At 65.8% G+C, this 15,070-nt stretch carries 14 protein-coding genes, 1 tRNA gene and 1 pseudogene; 12 read left to right on the top strand and 4 right to left on the bottom strand.

The genetic code is table 11. From position 1 onward, the window contains the following. Nucleotides 1-47: 47 nt before the first annotated feature. From pstC to pstB, 3 genes are all read left to right on the top strand, one after another. Nucleotides 48-980: a phosphate ABC transporter permease subunit PstC gene (gene pstC, locus NG701_RS13015; protein WP_252568062.1), complete on the top strand. Its 933-nt coding sequence runs from the start codon at nt 48-50 to the stop codon at nt 978-980. Continuing rightward, the gene (gene pstA, locus NG701_RS13020) at nt 981-2,093 is read left to right on the top strand and encodes a phosphate ABC transporter permease PstA (RefSeq protein WP_252568064.1); all 1,113 of its coding nucleotides are present in this window, start codon (nt 981-983) and stop codon (nt 2,091-2,093) included. Between the two features lie 78 nt (nt 2,094-2,171). Further along, nucleotides 2,172-2,951 (top strand): phosphate ABC transporter ATP-binding protein PstB, encoded by a 780-nt coding sequence (gene pstB / locus NG701_RS13025; protein ID WP_056347854.1) that lies wholly within the window; start codon nt 2,172-2,174, stop codon nt 2,949-2,951. A gap of 109 nt (nt 2,952-3,060) precedes the next feature. On the opposite strand, the gene NG701_RS13030 is transcribed toward pstB, so the two are convergent. The 3 genes from NG701_RS13030 to NG701_RS13040 all read right to left on the bottom strand — a co-directional run bounded on the left by NG701_RS13030 (nt 3,061) and on the right by NG701_RS13040 (nt 5,620). After that, nucleotides 3,061-4,074, bottom strand: a complete 1,014-nt coding sequence (locus NG701_RS13030) for an inorganic phosphate transporter (RefSeq protein ID WP_252568066.1) — start codon at nt 4,072-4,074, stop codon at nt 3,061-3,063. 1 nt (nt 4,075) lies between these two features. Beyond that, entirely contained in the window at nt 4,076-4,693 is a 618-nt protein-coding gene (locus NG701_RS13035) for a DUF47 domain-containing protein (RefSeq protein WP_252568068.1), read from the bottom strand. Between the two features lie 267 nt (nt 4,694-4,960). Beyond that, a complete protein-coding gene (locus NG701_RS13040; protein ID WP_252568070.1) occupies nt 4,961-5,620 on the bottom strand; it encodes a hypothetical protein in 660 nt (219 codons plus the stop codon). Between the two features lie 205 nt (nt 5,621-5,825). Between NG701_RS13040 and NG701_RS13045 the strand changes: the two genes are divergently transcribed. The 6 genes and pseudogenes from NG701_RS13045 (at nt 5,826) to NG701_RS13070 (ending at nt 10,033) form a co-directional block, all read left to right on the top strand. Then, nucleotides 5,826-5,898 (top strand) — tRNA-Lys (locus tag NG701_RS13045). Between the two features lie 228 nt (nt 5,899-6,126). Beyond that, entirely contained in the window at nt 6,127-6,369 is a 243-nt protein-coding gene (locus NG701_RS21165) for a DUF5058 family protein (protein ID WP_252568072.1), read from the top strand. Continuing rightward, nucleotides 6,360-6,868 (top strand): annotated as a pseudogene (locus NG701_RS13055) (DUF5058 family protein). The gene NG701_RS21165 and the pseudogene NG701_RS13055 overlap by 10 nt, the downstream one beginning before the upstream one ends. 23 nt (nt 6,869-6,891) lie before the next feature. Beyond that, entirely contained in the window at nt 6,892-7,659 is a 768-nt protein-coding gene (locus NG701_RS13060; RefSeq protein WP_252568074.1) for a hypothetical protein, read from the top strand. Nucleotides 7,660-7,672: 13 nt separating this feature from the next. Beyond that, complete coding sequence (locus NG701_RS13065) at nt 7,673-8,932, top strand: amidohydrolase (RefSeq protein ID WP_252568076.1); 1,260 nt, start codon at nt 7,673-7,675, stop codon at nt 8,930-8,932. 93 nt (nt 8,933-9,025) lie between these two features. Further along, nucleotides 9,026-10,033 (top strand): Lrp/AsnC family transcriptional regulator, encoded by a 1,008-nt coding sequence (locus tag NG701_RS13070; protein ID WP_252568078.1) that lies wholly within the window; start codon nt 9,026-9,028, stop codon nt 10,031-10,033. An 11-nt stretch (nt 10,034-10,044) separates the two neighbouring features. Here the strand turns inward: NG701_RS13070 and NG701_RS13075 are convergent, their stop codons facing one another. Next, nucleotides 10,045-10,962, bottom strand: a complete 918-nt coding sequence (locus tag NG701_RS13075) for an ANTAR domain-containing protein (protein ID WP_252568080.1) — start codon at nt 10,960-10,962, stop codon at nt 10,045-10,047. 471 nt (nt 10,963-11,433) lie between these two features. Between NG701_RS13075 and NG701_RS13080 the strand changes: the two genes are divergently transcribed. From NG701_RS13080 to malQ, 3 genes are all read left to right on the top strand, one after another. Further along, complete coding sequence (locus tag NG701_RS13080) at nt 11,434-12,018, top strand: HhH-GPD-type base excision DNA repair protein (RefSeq protein WP_252568358.1); 585 nt, start codon at nt 11,434-11,436, stop codon at nt 12,016-12,018. A 6-nt stretch (nt 12,019-12,024) separates the two neighbouring features. Next, nucleotides 12,025-12,702 carry a LacI family DNA-binding transcriptional regulator gene (locus NG701_RS13085; RefSeq protein ID WP_252568082.1) on the top strand — a complete coding sequence of 226 codons (678 nt, stop codon included), beginning with the start codon at nt 12,025-12,027 and terminating at the stop codon, nt 12,700-12,702. A gap of 114 nt (nt 12,703-12,816) precedes the next feature. Further along, nucleotides 12,817-15,057 (top strand): 4-alpha-glucanotransferase, encoded by a 2,241-nt coding sequence (malQ, locus tag NG701_RS13090; RefSeq protein WP_252568084.1) that lies wholly within the window; start codon nt 12,817-12,819, stop codon nt 15,055-15,057. Nucleotides 15,058-15,070: the final 13 nt, after the last annotated feature.

Genomic DNA, 15,070 nt, shown 5'->3' on the forward strand with positions numbered 1-15,070 from the left:
GGCTTGTAAGCTCGATTTAGGCACCGCCCACAACCGAAGGGTCTGGAATGACCGCCACCCCCCTGAGTAGTTCCCAGGGCGCAGGCCGCGCCGGGGATAAGATCTTTTCCGGCGCCGCCCTGACCGCCGGGTGCCTCATCCTCGCCGTCTTGTTCGGCGTGGCCCTCTTCCTCGTTGTCCAGGCCATTCCGGCGCTCACCGCCCCGGCCGCCGAGATCCAGGGCGGCGAAGGCTTCTTCGCCTACATCTGGCCGATCGTTATCGGCACCCTCGTCGCAGCCGTCATCGCACTGGTGATCGCAACTCCCATCGCCATTGGCGTGGCCCTGTTCATCTCCCACTTCGCCCCGCGCGGAATCGCGTCCGGCCTTGGCTACGTGGTGGACCTCCTGGCCGCCATCCCGTCGGTGGTTTACGGTGCCTGGGGCGCGGCGTTCCTCGCCAAGGAAATCTCCCCCGCCTACAACTGGCTGGCCGAGAACATGGGCTGGCTGCCCATCTTCCAAGGTCCCGCCTCTGCCACCGGCAAAACCATCCTGACCGCGGGCATTGTGCTCTCGGTGATGGTCCTGCCGATCATCACGTCCCTGAGCCGCGAAATCTTCCTGCAGACGCCCAAGCTCCATGAGGAAGCCGCCCTGGCCCTCGGCGCCACGCGCTGGGAAATGATCAAAATGTCGGTCCTGCCGTTCGCCCGTCCGGGCATCATCAGCGCCGTCATGCTGGGCCTGGGCCGTGCTCTGGGCGAGACCATGGCAGTTGCCCTGGTCCTCTCCTCCGGTGCCCTGACAGCCAGCCTGATCACGTCCGGCAATCAGACCATCGCCGCGGAGATCGCCCTGAACTTTCCCGAAGCGAGCGGCCTGAAGGTCAGCACGCTCATCGCCGCAGGCCTGGTCCTGTTTGTGATCACCCTAGGCGTGAACATGATCGCCCGCTGGATCATCACCCGGCACAAAGAATTCTCGGGAGCCAACTAAATGTCCTCCACTCTTACCCCCGTGCGCAGTAAGCGTTCAGCCCTCACCAAAGGCCAGCTACCCAAGTACGCGCCGTACGTTGTCCTGGGACTCGCGCTCATCGTGGGCGCCGCAATCCTGGCACTGATCGGATTCAATGCCTTTGGCTGGGGCCTCGTCTCGGCCATCCTCTTCACTGCCGGCCTGGTGGGCTGGAGCGCCGCGGTGGAAGGCTCCCGCAAGGCCAAGGACAAGCTGGCCACCTGCCTGGTGGTGGGCTCGTTCCTGGTCGCGCTGCTCCCACTGATCTCCGTGATCTGGACGGTGCTGGTCAACGGAGTCCCCGGCCTCATCGCCCCGGGCTTCCTCACCAGCTCCATGAACGGCGTCACGGGCGTCTACGACAATAAGGCTGTTGAAGAGGGCGCCCCCGTTATCGGTGGCATCTACCACGCCCTGTTGGGTACCATCCAGATCACGCTGGTAGCCACCGTGATCTCCGTGCCCGTCGGACTGCTGACCGCCATTTACCTGGTGGAGTACGGCCACGACGGCCGTTTGGCCCGTGCCATCACGTTCTTTGTGGACGTTATGACCGGCATCCCGTCCATCGTGGCCGGCCTGTTCGCCGCAGCGTTCTTCTTCGCCGTGGTGGGGCCCGGCACCAAAACCGGTGCCGTCGCCGCCGTCGCGCTTTCGGTCCTGATGATTCCTGTCGTGGTGCGTTCCAGCGAGGAAATGCTCAAGATCGTCCCCAACGAACTGCGCGAAGCGGCCTACGCGTTGGGTGTGCGTAAGTGGCGCACCATCCTCAAGGTGGTTATCCCGACGGCGATCTCCGGCATCGCGTCCGGCGTCACCTTGGCGATCGCCCGCGTTATCGGTGAGACTGCTCCCATCCTGGTCACCGCCGGGTTTGCCACCAGCATCAACAACAACGTGTTCGGCGGCTGGATGGCCTCGCTACCCACGTTCATCTACACGCAGATCCTGAACCCCACCTCACCGGCGAACCCGGACCCGTCCTCGCAGCGGGCCTGGGGCGCCGCCCTGGTGCTGATCATCCTGGTGATGGTGCTGAACCTTGGCGCCCGGCTGATCGCCAGAACCTTTGCCCCCAAGACCGGCCGGTGAAATTTTTTCAGCAGGCCATTCCGGTCCTCGCGGCCAAACCCTAGACTTCAATCCATACCCAGCAAGTGAAGGAACACCATGTCTAAGCGCATCGACGTCAAAGACCTGAACGTGTACTACGGCGATTTTCTGGCCGTGGAGGATGTCAGCATCAACATCGAGGCCAAGTCCGTAACGGCCTTCATCGGTCCCTCAGGCTGTGGCAAGTCCACGTTCCTGCGCACCCTGAACCGCATGCACGAGGTTTTGCCAGGCGCCCGCGTCGAAGGCGAAGTCCTGATGGACGGCGACAACCTCTACGGCCCCGGCGTGGACCCCGTGACGGTGCGTTCGCAGATCGGCATGGTCTTCCAGCGGCCCAACCCGTTCCCCACGATGTCCATCCGCGACAACGTGCTGGCCGGCGTGAAGCTGAACAACAAGAAGATCTCCAAGGGCGAGGCCGACGTCCTCGTGGAGAGGTCCCTGCAGAGCGCCAACCTTTGGAACGAGGTCAAGGACCGCTTGGAGAAGCCCGGATCCGGCCTGTCAGGCGGCCAGCAGCAGCGCCTCTGCATCGCCCGTGCCATTGCGGTGGAACCGCAGGTGATCCTCATGGACGAGCCGTGCTCCGCGCTGGACCCGATCTCCACGCTGGCCATCGAGGACCTTATCAACGATCTCAAGGACCAGTACACCGTGGTGATCGTGACCCACAACATGCAGCAGGCCGCCCGCGTTTCGGAAAAGACGGCGTTCTTCAACATCGCCGGTACCGGCAAGCCGGGCAAGCTGATCGAATACGGGAACACCCAGACCATTTTCAACAACCCCACAGTGAAGGCCACCGAGGACTACGTCTCCGGCCGCTTCGGATAAGCCCCAGCCGCTCCCCAGCCACAAATACGCATCGATTGCTCCGGCAGCGCCCTTTTGACAGCTCAGAAGGGCGCTTTTGGAGCAGTCGATGCGGCGTTAAAGCTTGCGCTCAGCCCGCCAAAGGTGACATCGCCAGGGCCAGCACGAACGCCCCGGAGGCGGTTGCCACGGGGGTCAGGACCCACAGCCCCAGAATCCGGATAACCAGCTTCCTGTTTGTCACGGAGAAGTTCTGGTTCTCGCCGGCGCCCAGCACGGCGGACGTCACGGTGTGGGTGGTGGACACAGGCCAGTGCAGTCCGATGGCGCCCACGAACAGGATCAACGCGCTGAAGATCTGGGCCACGGAGCCCCGCAGCGGGTCAACCCGGGTGATTTTGTAGCCGATGGTTTGGGAGATCCGCCAGCCGCCGAAAAGCGTTCCCACCGTGATCATCACCGCTGAGAGCAGCGCCACCCACATGGGCATAGTGCCGTCGTCGGAATATCCAGCCGCCAGCAGCGCCAGCAGCAGTACGGCACTGATCCGCTGGCCGTCCTGCAGGCCGTGACCGAATGCTACGGCGCCGGCGGCGATGGACTGGCTGCGGCGGAAGCGCTGGTTGATCACGCTGGGCTGAGTGTAGCGCGCCGCCCACGTGACCGGCAGAACCAGCAGGAACGCGCCGCTGTACGCAACCAGCGGCGACAGAAGCAATGGCAATACCACCTGGAACAGAAGTGACTGGTCTACCCCGCCAACTCCGGGGCCACCCACGGCAAGGCTGGCCAGACCAGCGCCGCCCAGCCCCCCCACCAGGGCATGGGTGGAGGACGCCGGGATACCGCGCCACCACAGCAGGACGCCCCAGACGCAGGCGCTCGCGAGCCCTGCAACCAGGATGCTAAGGCCGCTGGTGCCCTCTGGAAGGCTGATCCAGGTCTGGCTGATGGTGACCGCCAGGCTGGCGCTGAGCAGGGCGCCCAGGAAGTTGAAGAAGGCCGCGAGCAGCACGGCCACGCTTGGCGTGAGCGCCCGGGTGCGGACCGCCAGGGCAGCGGACGTGGAGGCGTCCCTGAAACCGTTCAGGAAGGCAAATCCCGCGGCCAGCAGAACCACGGTGGCGAAGATGGCTGCGGTCACCTCAGGATTCCTTGACGATGATGCTGCCCACCTGGGTGGCAATGCGCCGCATGTCCTTGGTGACTTCCACCAGCTGGTTGGCGACGTCGCGGTTACGGGAATACTGCGCCCACTTCATGTCCCGGATCATGTCCGCCACCCAGACCCGGTGGGTCCGTTCCGCGCGTTTTGCGAGCCTGAGGATCTCGATCCAGTAGTCCTCGAGGTCGTCGAGGTTGTTCAGCCGGCGCATGGCGTCCACCGTGAGTTCGGCCTGCCGGCTGATGACATCCACCTGGTCGGCGGCCCGCCGCGGCAGGCGGTCCAGCTGGTACAGGAAAACAAGTTCCGCGGCGCCGTCCAGCTTCTCGAGGGCCTCGTTGAGGTAGCGGGACAGCGCGTACATGTCTTCGCGGGGGAGCGGGTTCACAAAGCTGGTGCGCATGTGCGTGAGCAGGGCAAAGTGCAGCTCGGCCGATTTGGCTTCGTGGTTGTGCATGTCGTCCACGAGCTTGGCGTGCTCGGATGCGGGGACGCCAAGGATCTCTGCCATGGTGGCGCTGGCATGAACAATTTGCTGGGCCATCTGGGACAGCAGGGTCAGCCCTGCGGGCTCCTGGGGAAAAAGGCGCAGCTTCACGTTGGGATACCGGTCTCCGGGGATGTACAGGGGTCGGGGGCCGCCCACTTGTAACTTGACGCAGGCCAGCAGCTGTGTTGATTCTACCGGCCCGTGTCTTCAGCCTGTAAACAGGCAGAAAAATGGTGCCGAACCGGATACGCCTCTCGGCGGTAGGCCGCTCTAGGCGGCTAATTGTTGAAGCCCGGGGGTTTCGCGGCTCGACACCAGTTTCAGTGTTCTACGTTGCTTGGCCCAAGTCAACATTGACAGATCGGCGCCGGTGGTTCAGTCGAGCTCGCCCAGGCGCCAGGCATTTGCCGCGTGTTCAAGGTCCTCGGCCGTCTTCACGAGCTGGTGCGAGTTGCGTGTGAGCTTGCTCGCGTGGGCCTCGTTGCCGAGCTCGGCGCCGTCGGCAATCGTCGCCTGGCCCAGCGCCACCACGCGGCAGAACGCGGCGGAACGCTCCAGCGCGACGTCGAACTCGCCGTCGAACGCCCCGGAGAGAATGGCGTCAGCCATGGCCCGCATTTCCTCGGCTCCCGGCGGTTCAGCGGCGCCGGCCACCACGTTGGAAACCTGCGCCGTGTCCTTGCCCGCGCGGAAATAGACCGAGATCCGTTCCGGGTCCTGGACAGTGGCGGCGCGCAGGGCGTACAGCCGCCAGAGGGCGCCGGGAAGCGAACGCGCCGGGCTTTCGGCCCACATCTCCGCGATGGCCTCCAGTCCCTGTTCGTCCGTCAGCTTGACCAGGCGTTCGGTGATGACGGGATCGTCGCTGACGCGTCCGTGGCGCACCAGTGCCTGGGCGGCGAGGTGGGCGGCCTCGGAGACGCGCGCAGGATCGGGGCCGCCTGCGAACGGCTCAAAGTCGATGGGGGCGAACGGCTTGGGCTTGTGATGCCGGTTGGCTCCGCCGTAGTGACTGGGTCCTGCTTGTTCGCTCATGCCCCCCACGCTACTCCTGTGCCGCGCGGGAAATCGAGTACTGTTCGCAGCCAGGATGGACCTTACCAGCGCCGGTGACGCTGCGCGGAATTCGGAACATACGACGGCGGCGGACAACCTGCGTGCCAAAGCCGCCCCGTGTGTGGGGTAAAGTATTTTACGTCCAGAAATGGACTGGGCTGATCGGTCGTGTGACCGTCGGCTGGGGCCTTTAGCTCAGTTGGTAGAGCATCGGACTTTTAATCCGTGGGTCGTGGGTTCGATCCCCACAGGGCCCACCCGCGCGGAAGACCAGAGACAATTCGTCTCTGGTCTTCTTTCGTTAAGCGCCCGCCCGCGAATTTACGCTCCCGCGCCACAGCTGACATCTGCCGGAAACAACAAAACTATGTACTTATGGACATTCAGTGCTGTACAAATGAAACACAACGGCATGAATTGTCATGAAAGTCCATTTTTTCGACACCTAATATCCGAGGTGTTCGTCACTTTGCGAGGGAGCAAACGTGGTTATCGCAGCTGTCGATCCCAGTTCCACCGATATAACGCCCCTGATCCACCACCCGATCCTTTGGGCGGCTGCCGCGGGCGTCTTCGCAGTAGTCATCCTGCAGTCGGTCATCTACTTCAAGGCCATCCGGAAAGCGGCGCCAGCCGTCGGTCTGACACCCGCCCAAGTCAACAGCTCGGTTCGCTCCGGAGCTGTGGCGGCCATCGGGCCATCGGGCCGTCGCTGGCCGTGGCGCTGATTGCCATTTCCCTCCTTCCGCTGTTCGGTACACCGGCGGTACTCGCCCGCATTGGCCTGGTCGGATCGGCAGCGTTCGATGTCGCCGCTGCCGGCATCTCAGCCGGCACGCAGGGTGCCCAACTGGGCGGACCCACTTACACCCAGAAGTCTTCGCCCTCGCCTTCGCCGCCATGACCATCGGCGGCCTCGCCTGGATGCTCTCCGCGCTGATCCTCACGCCCATCTTGAGCAAGGGCGATGCGAAACTCCGCAAAGTTAATCCGGCGGTGATGGCCATCGTCCCGACGGCGGCGCTGCTGGGTGCCTTCTTTACACTCGCGTTCGCGGAGGTGGTCAAGTCTCCGGCCCACCTGGTCACCATGGTCGCCTCAGCGGCGGCGATGGGCGTCTGCCTCCTGCTGTCCCACAGGCTTCGGCGCCCGTGGCTGCGTGAATGGGGACTGGGATTCTCCATCGTCGTGGCCCTCGCGGCCGCCTACTTCATGACCGCAGCCTGAAAACCCCGAAAGGAGCCATTCTGATGTCCACAACGACTTCCGCTGACACATCCGCAGGACTTGCCGCATTTGATCGCACTACTTCCATCTGGGGGCCCATCACGCTGGCGCTGGGGCTGCTCATCTCCCTGGCTGCTGCCCTGTACGCCGCTTTCGGCTCGGGCATGGGCATCACAGCGGTGGAGCTCGTCACCGCCGTGGCCGCCGTGCTGGCCACCTTCGGCGTCATCGCCATCATTGAGCCCATCTCCTACTTCCCGATCCTGGGCCGCTCGGCCATGTACCAGGCGTTCCTGATCGGCAACATCGCCAACAAACTCCTCCCCGCCGCCGTCGTCGCCCAGGCCAACCTCGGCGAGAGGCCGGGAACCCGCCGGGCCGAACTCATCGCCGGCAGCGCCATCATCGGCGCGGTGCTCATCCACATCACCACCCTGATCCTCTTTGTCGGCGTCCTGGGCACCTGGCTGGTGGGCATGCTCCCGGCGCCACTCATTGCCACCGCCCGCGGATACATCCTGCCGGCCGTTTTCGGCGCCGTGGTCCTGCAGAGCGTGATGGCTATGAGGAGCCGCCGCACCACCACCGTGGCCGTCATTGTCGCCGCGGTCATCGTGTTCGTTGTGGTTCCGCTGGCACCGGCGCTGACCTACTTCGCCACGGCCCTCGCCGTCATCATCACCATCGCTGTGTCCTGGTTCGCGCGTTCGTCCGGTCCGGCCGCCGTCTCTCATGAAGCGGCGCCCGGCGAAACAGCCCAGGCCGCCCAGATCTCCGAACCCACCCGCTGAAAGGGAAACAAAGATGACCACCACCACTACTGCCACCACTGGCGTCCGGCTGACCGCCACCGTCGACGTTCCTGAATCCTTTGTGGACGAGTACGTTGACGTCTACAAGTACCTGCATGCCCACCCCGAGCTCTCGGCACAGGAATTCGAGACCGCAGCGTACATCGAAGCCCGGCTGGCGACGCTGGGGATCGAATCCTTCCGCTGCGGCACCACCGGCGTAGTAGCCGTCCTGAAAAACAGCGAGGGACCCGTCGTCGGCTTCCGGGCCGACACCGACGGATTGCCCATCGCCGAGCAGACCGGCCTGGACTACTCCAGCGAGGCAACGGGAACACTGCCCGACGGCGGCACCGCCCCCGTGATGCACGGCTGCGGACACGACACCCACATCACCGCGGCACTGGCACTCGCCGCGCTCCTCACGGAACGCAAGGACCTGTGGCAGGGGACCCTGGTCCTGATCTTCCAGCCAGGGGAGGAGACGGCTTACGGTGCCAGGGCAATGATCAACGACGGCCTGTGGGACCGTGCCCCCAAGCCAGAAGTGGTCCTGGCACAGCACGTGATGCCGGTGGGACAGGGCAAACTTATTGTCCGAGACGGCCACATGACCAGCCTGGCCGACTCCTGGAAGATTACGGTCCACGGCCAGCAGGCGCACGGCTCCCAGCCGGAGAAGTCCATCGACCCGATCGTTGCCGCGGCAGCCATGGTCCTCCGGCTCCAGACCATCGTGTCCCGCGAACTGTCGCCGTCCACCCCGGCTGTTGTTACGGTGGGCACCTTCCATGCGGGCCTTAAAGAAAACATCATTCCGGGCTCCGCGGAGTTCACGGTAAACGTCCGGACGCCCGATGAAGGCGTCCGCGCCACGGTGCTTGCCGCCATCCGGCGGATCGTCTCAGCCGAAGCCGCTGCGTCGGCTGCGCCGGAACCCACTATCGAGGAACTGAACAACTTCCCCCGCTGCTTCAACGATCCGGCGTCGACGCGCCGTGTCATCGAAGCATTCACCGCGGATTTCGGTGCGGAGGCACTGTCCGAGGCGCCGCTGGGGATGGGCTCTGAAGATGCCGGCTGGCTCAGCGACGCTATTGGCGTTCCGGGCGTCTTCTGGGCTTTTGGCGCCTTTGATCCGGACCTGTTCGACGACGGCGCATCGCCGGCCGGGAACCACTCGCCGTTCTTCGCGCCGGACGCACGCGCCGCCGTCGTCTGCGGGACAGGGGCGGCACTTTCCGGAGTGCTAGCCTATCTGGGCCGGAACTGATCTTCGCCGGGACGGCAGGTCAATGCCGCCCCGGTGTTCGGATCGCCGCCACCCGGCGTCGGATGTGGGCAGCAGCACTGAAAGGAACCGGACATGGAGCAGCTTGATGCGCTCGATCGGCAGATCGTGGCCGCGCTGGTGCGCGATGGCCGAGCCCAGTGGCGGCTAATCGCTGACGTGCTGGGCCAGCAGGAACGGACCGTGGCGCGCCGCGGCAACAAACTGCTCGAATCCGGTGCCATCCGCATCAACGCCTTCATTAACCCGGCGGCAGTCAGTTCGCGCTCGGCCTTCCTGCTGCGTGTGAAGGCTGTGCCGCGGGACCTCCGCGCTGTGTGTTCGTGGCTCGCGGACCAGGAAGAGTCCTCGTGGGTCAGTGCGCTGGCAGGGTCGAACGAGGGCGTCGCGGAAATATTCATCACCACTGAGGACCTCGCCGAGTTGCTCTACCGGCGCCTCGCCGAGGTGGACGGCGTGCAGTCCTTCACCATGGTGCCGCTGCTCGAATATTTCAGGACGCCCTCCGGCTGGACGCCGGACGTTCTGGACAAGAAGCAGTACGCCGCCCTGCATCCCGATGAGGACGGCCGCCTGGGCGGGACACCCAGTGGCGTGGCGCCGCTCGATGAAACGAACACTGCCCTCGCCGGGTTGCTGCACCGCAACGGCCGGGCAACGGTGGATGAACTTGCTTCCGAGGTCTCCATTTCCAAGGCAACGGTCAGCCGCAGGCTGGAGGCCATGGTGGGCTCAGGTGTCTTGTTCATCCGGGCGGTGGTGGACGTGGCCTCGCTGGGGTTCCCGGTGGAATCGCTGATCAGCATCACCCGCGCCGGCGAGTCCGCATCTCCCGACGGCGGTGCTGACGGTGTGGGGGAGTACCTCGCCGGTTTGTCGGTGACGCGCTGGGCTGCAGCGTCCGGCGAACAGGTGCTCGCCCAGGTGGCGGTGGCCAACCTGGATGACCTGAGGATCTTGCAGGACAATCTCCGACGACGGGTTGACGTGTCTGCCGTGCAATCCTCAATCTATGCCGAGGTCTTCAAACGAAGCACGGTGAGGTACCGCAACGGGATTCCGGAGGTGCCGGCGCTAGCCTGAGCCGCGGCAGCCTAATGCTCGAAATGAGTGTCCGGCGCACCGCCTGGCAGGTTCGCCAGGATGCCCTCAGCCACCCTGCGGAGCTTGATGTTTCGGTGGCTGGATGCCTTGGCGATGATGGCAATCGCGTCGTTGTAGGAGCACCTGTTCTGCGCCATGATGACGCCGCAGGCAATGTCGATGGACGTCCGGCTTTCCAAGGCTGACTGCAGGTCGGACGCCCTGGTGCTGGCCGACTCCAGCTCAAGGGCCAGCCTGAGGCCGCGGGATGCGAGGTCAGTGAAACTGCGGGCCTCGGCGATCACGTGCAGCGGGAACGCCTGGGGGCTGGCTGCGAAGAAGGCGAGGGCGGCCTCGGTGCCCTCATCCAGGGAAAGCCGCAGGCCCAGGACGCTGTCGAACCCGGCGTCCTGTAGGTGCGGCCTGTAGCGTCCCCAGCGGAAGTCGGAAGCCACGTGGTTCATGGCCGCGGTACCTGTGCCGGTGAGGGCTTCGGTCAGGGGGCCTTCGCCGACCTCCTTTTCCAGCCGGGCCAACGTCGCGGTCCGCGTGCCGGTTCCGGCGGTGGCTCTGGAGCGTTTGGCCCGGCTCAGGAACAGGGCGCATTCGATGGGGACGCCCGCGAGCCGGCTCAGCGCCGCCGCCGCGAGGTGGGCCAGGATCTCCAGGGAGTCAGACAGGTCCTTCGAGCCGGTGACCAAATCGGGGATAAGCCCGTCGGCGCCGACCATCCCGATGGTGACCGCTTTCGCTGCCGGTTCCGCGCCAGGACGATCGCCCGGTGCCTGGTTGGGCCTGCGGTCCGGGATTGCCGCCGGCCCCGGATGCGGGGCTGCATGCTGGGTGGTGTGTTGGGCCGGATGAGCGGGCGCTGGCCTCCTGCCCGCCGACGCGTGTGCCTGGGAAGCCTCGGTTCGGGAATACTTCACGTCCGCCTCCCGCGGGGACGCCGGGAACTGACTGGAAGCGTTGGACGAATGGGAACTGTGGAGGACGGAGGGCCGGCGACGGCTGGGGGAGAGGCCTTGGTCTCGAAGACCTCCTCGTCGCCGGCCCCGCTTACTTCCCGGACCCCTTGGAGCGGGAAAGCGCGGCTGCCGAGTCGTGTATTCATCCTTCTCACAACCCCCTAGTGAGACATCCAAACCAGTGCGATTTGCGAGTCTTAACTCATTAGTCGACCGTAGTTCTGGCGGGGTCCCGGGCGACCGCGTAATCGGTACTTGTTTTTCAAATTAGGTAGTACTTGGTTTTTCGGAAAAACCACTAAACTCCGCGCTGATGAATTCTCCTCCGCCGGCAAGATCACCATCGAGCCGGCGTTCAGCGTCGAACACCTGGGGCGCTGCGTCTACACCGGAATCTTCGAGGTCATGACGCAGGCCGCGGGAGGTGGAAAGATGAGGGCCATGGAACTGCATATCACCGGTGACCCGGCCGCCGATCAACTGCTCGCCGATGACGCGTTTGCGCTGCTGACAGGCATGCTGCTGGACCAGCAGGTAACCATGGAATCCGCCTTTGCCGGGCCGGAGAAGATCCGGGCCCGGATCGGGTCCATCGCCCCGGCCGCGGTTGCCGCGTATGAACCCCAGGCGTTCGTTGAGGTGTTCAAGGAGCGGCCCGCGGTGCACCGGTTCCCGGGTTCCATGGCGGGTCGCGTCCAGGCGCTCGCCGAAACGGTGCAGCATGACTGGGACGGCGACGCGACGCTGATCTGGACCAAGGGCGACCCCGACGGCCCGGAGGTGCTGCGCCGCCTGCAGGCACTGCCAGGATTCGGGGAGCAGAAGGCAAAGATTTTCCTTGCGCTCCTGGGAAAGCAGCGCGGGCTGAGCGCGACCGGCTGGCGCGAGGCCGCCGGCCACTACGGCCAGGAAGATTCCTTCCTTTCGGTTGCCGACATCGTGAGTCCTGAATCGCTCGCCAAGGTGCGGGCCAGCAAGCAGGCAGCAAAGGCGGCGGCCAAGGCTGCCAAAGGCTGACCGCTCATGGCAGTGACCATGAACGATGTGGCGCGCGTCGCCGGGGTGTCGCTGAAGACCGTGTCGAACGTGCTCAACGACTACGAGTTCATCCGGCCGGCCACCAGGCAACGGGTCCAGGACGCCATTGCCGAACTGGGCGACGAGGCGAACCTGGCGGCCCGCAGCCTGCGCTCGGGTAAGACCCACCTGCTGGCCCGAGGCCGCCGTCGTATTGCCGTGCTCGGCGCCCGCCCTGGCGAGTCAACGGGCTCTGCTGGCCTGCGGCTCAATGGTTACCGGAGCGCATTGGAGGACGCCGGGGTTCCGTTTGACCCGGCCCTGGTGGCACCCGGTGAATGGCGCGGCGAAGGGGGAGCAGCCGCCGTCGCCAGCCTCCTGGAGAGCGGCGTTCCGTTCGACGCCGTCTTTGAGCTGAACGACGCCCTCGCCCTGGGAGCCATGCATGAACTGCTCGTCCGTGGCGTGAAGGTGCCCCAGGACGTTGCGGTGGCGGGCTTTGACGACATCGACGAGGCCCGGTTCGCCTCGCCGTCGCTCACCACCGTGTCGCCCGGTATGGGCGAGATTGCGGAACGGTCCGTCGGGTTGCTGGTCGACCGGATTGAGGGGCTGGAAGCGAGGGCAGAAGGCGTTCACGCGGAGGCGGGCTTTGACCTGAAAATCCGGGATTCGGCGCCCTGAGGGCTGCCGCCGGACTATCGTTGGCTGCAACAGTCGTGCGCGGGGGCGTGTTGCTCCCGTGCGTCAGCAAGCAATGTAAGTTCGGGCCCATCACACCAGACGAGGCGGACATCCATGAAGGCTCCAGACCAGCAGCACGCTCAAATTTTCGGCACGCCGGTACCGCCGGGCGATGGTGATGCCGCCGGTCATGAGCCCGTGGACCAGCACCTCCTCCAACGCCTCGCGGACGTTCACGGCGTGGGCACCTCGTTCCACGGCTGGGACGGGCTGCCGCACAGCGTGGCCCCGGAGACCCTGATCAAGGTCCTGGCGGCGCTGGGCGTTCCGGCCGGCACGAACGAAATCATCGAAACTGCCCTGGCCGAGGCGGAAGTGGCGCCGTGGCGGCGGATGCTGCCGCCCGCCGTCGTGGTCCAGCAGGGCAAAACCGCTCTGGTTCCCGTCCACGTCCGGGACGGTTCGACAGCGCGTCTGACAGTTGTGCTGGAGGCCGGTACGGGCGGGCCCGTGGACGCCGTCCAGCAGGACGTCTGGGTGCCGCCCCAGGACGTTGATGGCGTGGCCACCGGCCGGGCCACCTTCGCCGTACCGGCGGGGTTACCGCTGGGTTGGCACACGCTGCAGGCAGAGTCCGACGGCGTCACAGCCGAGGGCGCGCTGGTGGTGGTTCCGGCGCGGCTCACCACCGCCGATTCCTTGGTGGAGCGTCGGGGATGGGGCCTGGCCACGCAGCTCTACTCCGTGCGGTCCAAACGGTCCTGGGGGATCGGCGACTTCGCCGACCTCGCGGATCTGGCCACGCTCAGCGGCGCCCGTGGTGCGGACTACGTGCTGGTCAACCCACTGCACGCCGCGGAACCCGTGCCGCCGGTCCAGCCGTCGCCCTACTCGCCGTCCACGCGGCGCTTCTTCAACCCGCTGTACATCCGCGTGGAAGCCATCCCGGAAATCGCCTACCTGAAGCCGCGTAAGCGCGCGGCGGTGGACAGCTTGCAGGAGCAGGTCCAGGTCCTGAACAAGGACGGCGAACGGCTGGACCGGAACGCCGTGTACGCCGCCAAGCTCCAGGCCCTGGAACTGCTGTATCACGCCCGGCGCTCGCCGGCGCGGCAGGCAGCGTTCGACGAATTCTGCCGGATCTCCGGCACCGGGCTGGATGATTTCGCGCTGTGGTCCGCCATCCGGGAAGACCTGGCACCGGACCATCCTCTGTGGGCCGATCCGGACTGCGCGCTGGGTTCCCCTGAGGCGGAGTCACTGCGCGGGAAGCTTGCGGACAGGATCGGGTTCCACCGCTGGCTGCAGTGGATCTGTGACGAGCAGCTTGAGAACGCGCAGCAGGCGGCGCGCCGGGAGGGGATGCGGCTGGGCGTGGTGCACGATCTTGCCGTGGGCGTGGACCTCAGCAGCGCCGACGCCTGGACCCTCCGCGATGTCCTGGCGCCCGGGATCAGCGTGGGGGCGCCGCCGGACATGTACAACCAGCTGGGCCAGGACTGGAACCAGCCGCCGTGGCATCCCGCCCGCCTGGCGGAGGCAGGCTACGCGCCGTTCCGCAACATGCTCTCCACCGTGCTCCGTCACGCCGGGGGCATCCGGGTGGACCATGTGCTGGGCCTGTTCCGCCTCTGGTGGGTACCGGCCGGCAACTCCCCGCGCGACGGCGCCTATGTCACGTATGACCACGAAGCACTGATCGGCATCCTGGCGCTGGAGGCCCAGCGTGCCGGCGCCGTGGTAATCGGCGAGGATCTGGGAACCTTCGAACCGTGGGTGCGCGACTACCTCGCTGCCCGCGGCATCCTGGGCACCTCCATCCTCTGGTTCGAGAACGACGGCGATTCACCCCTGCCGCCGGAGCTGTACCGCACGCAGGCCCTCGCCAGCGTCAACACCCACGACCTGCCGCCCACCGCAGGCTACCTGGCGGGCGACCACGTGGCCCTTCGCAGCAGGCTGGGCCTCCTGGAACGCCCCGAGGCGGAAGAGCGGGCGGAGCACACGGCCACGCTCGAAAAGATGATGGGGCTGCTGCGGGAACGCGGCCTGCTGCCTGACGGTGGCGCCACCGCCGACGGTGGCCACAGCAGCACCGGCAGCGAGGAACGCACTATCGAAGCGCTGCACCGCCTGCTGGCCCAGACTCCGTCGGTCCTTCTCGGGGTGGCCCTGGTGGATGCCGTGGGGGAGCGGCGCGTGCAGAACCAGCCCGGCACCACCGAGGCGCTGTATCCGAACTGGCAGATCCCGCTCGGCGGTCCGGACGGAAAGCCGGTGTTCATCGACGATCTTCCTACCAACCCGCAGTTCAACTCGCTCCTTGCCGCGGTGTCGGAGGCGCTGCGCGGCTGACGTCGGGCGGAAA

The organism is Pseudarthrobacter cellobiosi, assembly GCF_023913815.1.
Classification (GTDB): Bacteria; Actinomycetota; Actinomycetes; order Actinomycetales; family Micrococcaceae; genus Arthrobacter; species Arthrobacter cellobiosi.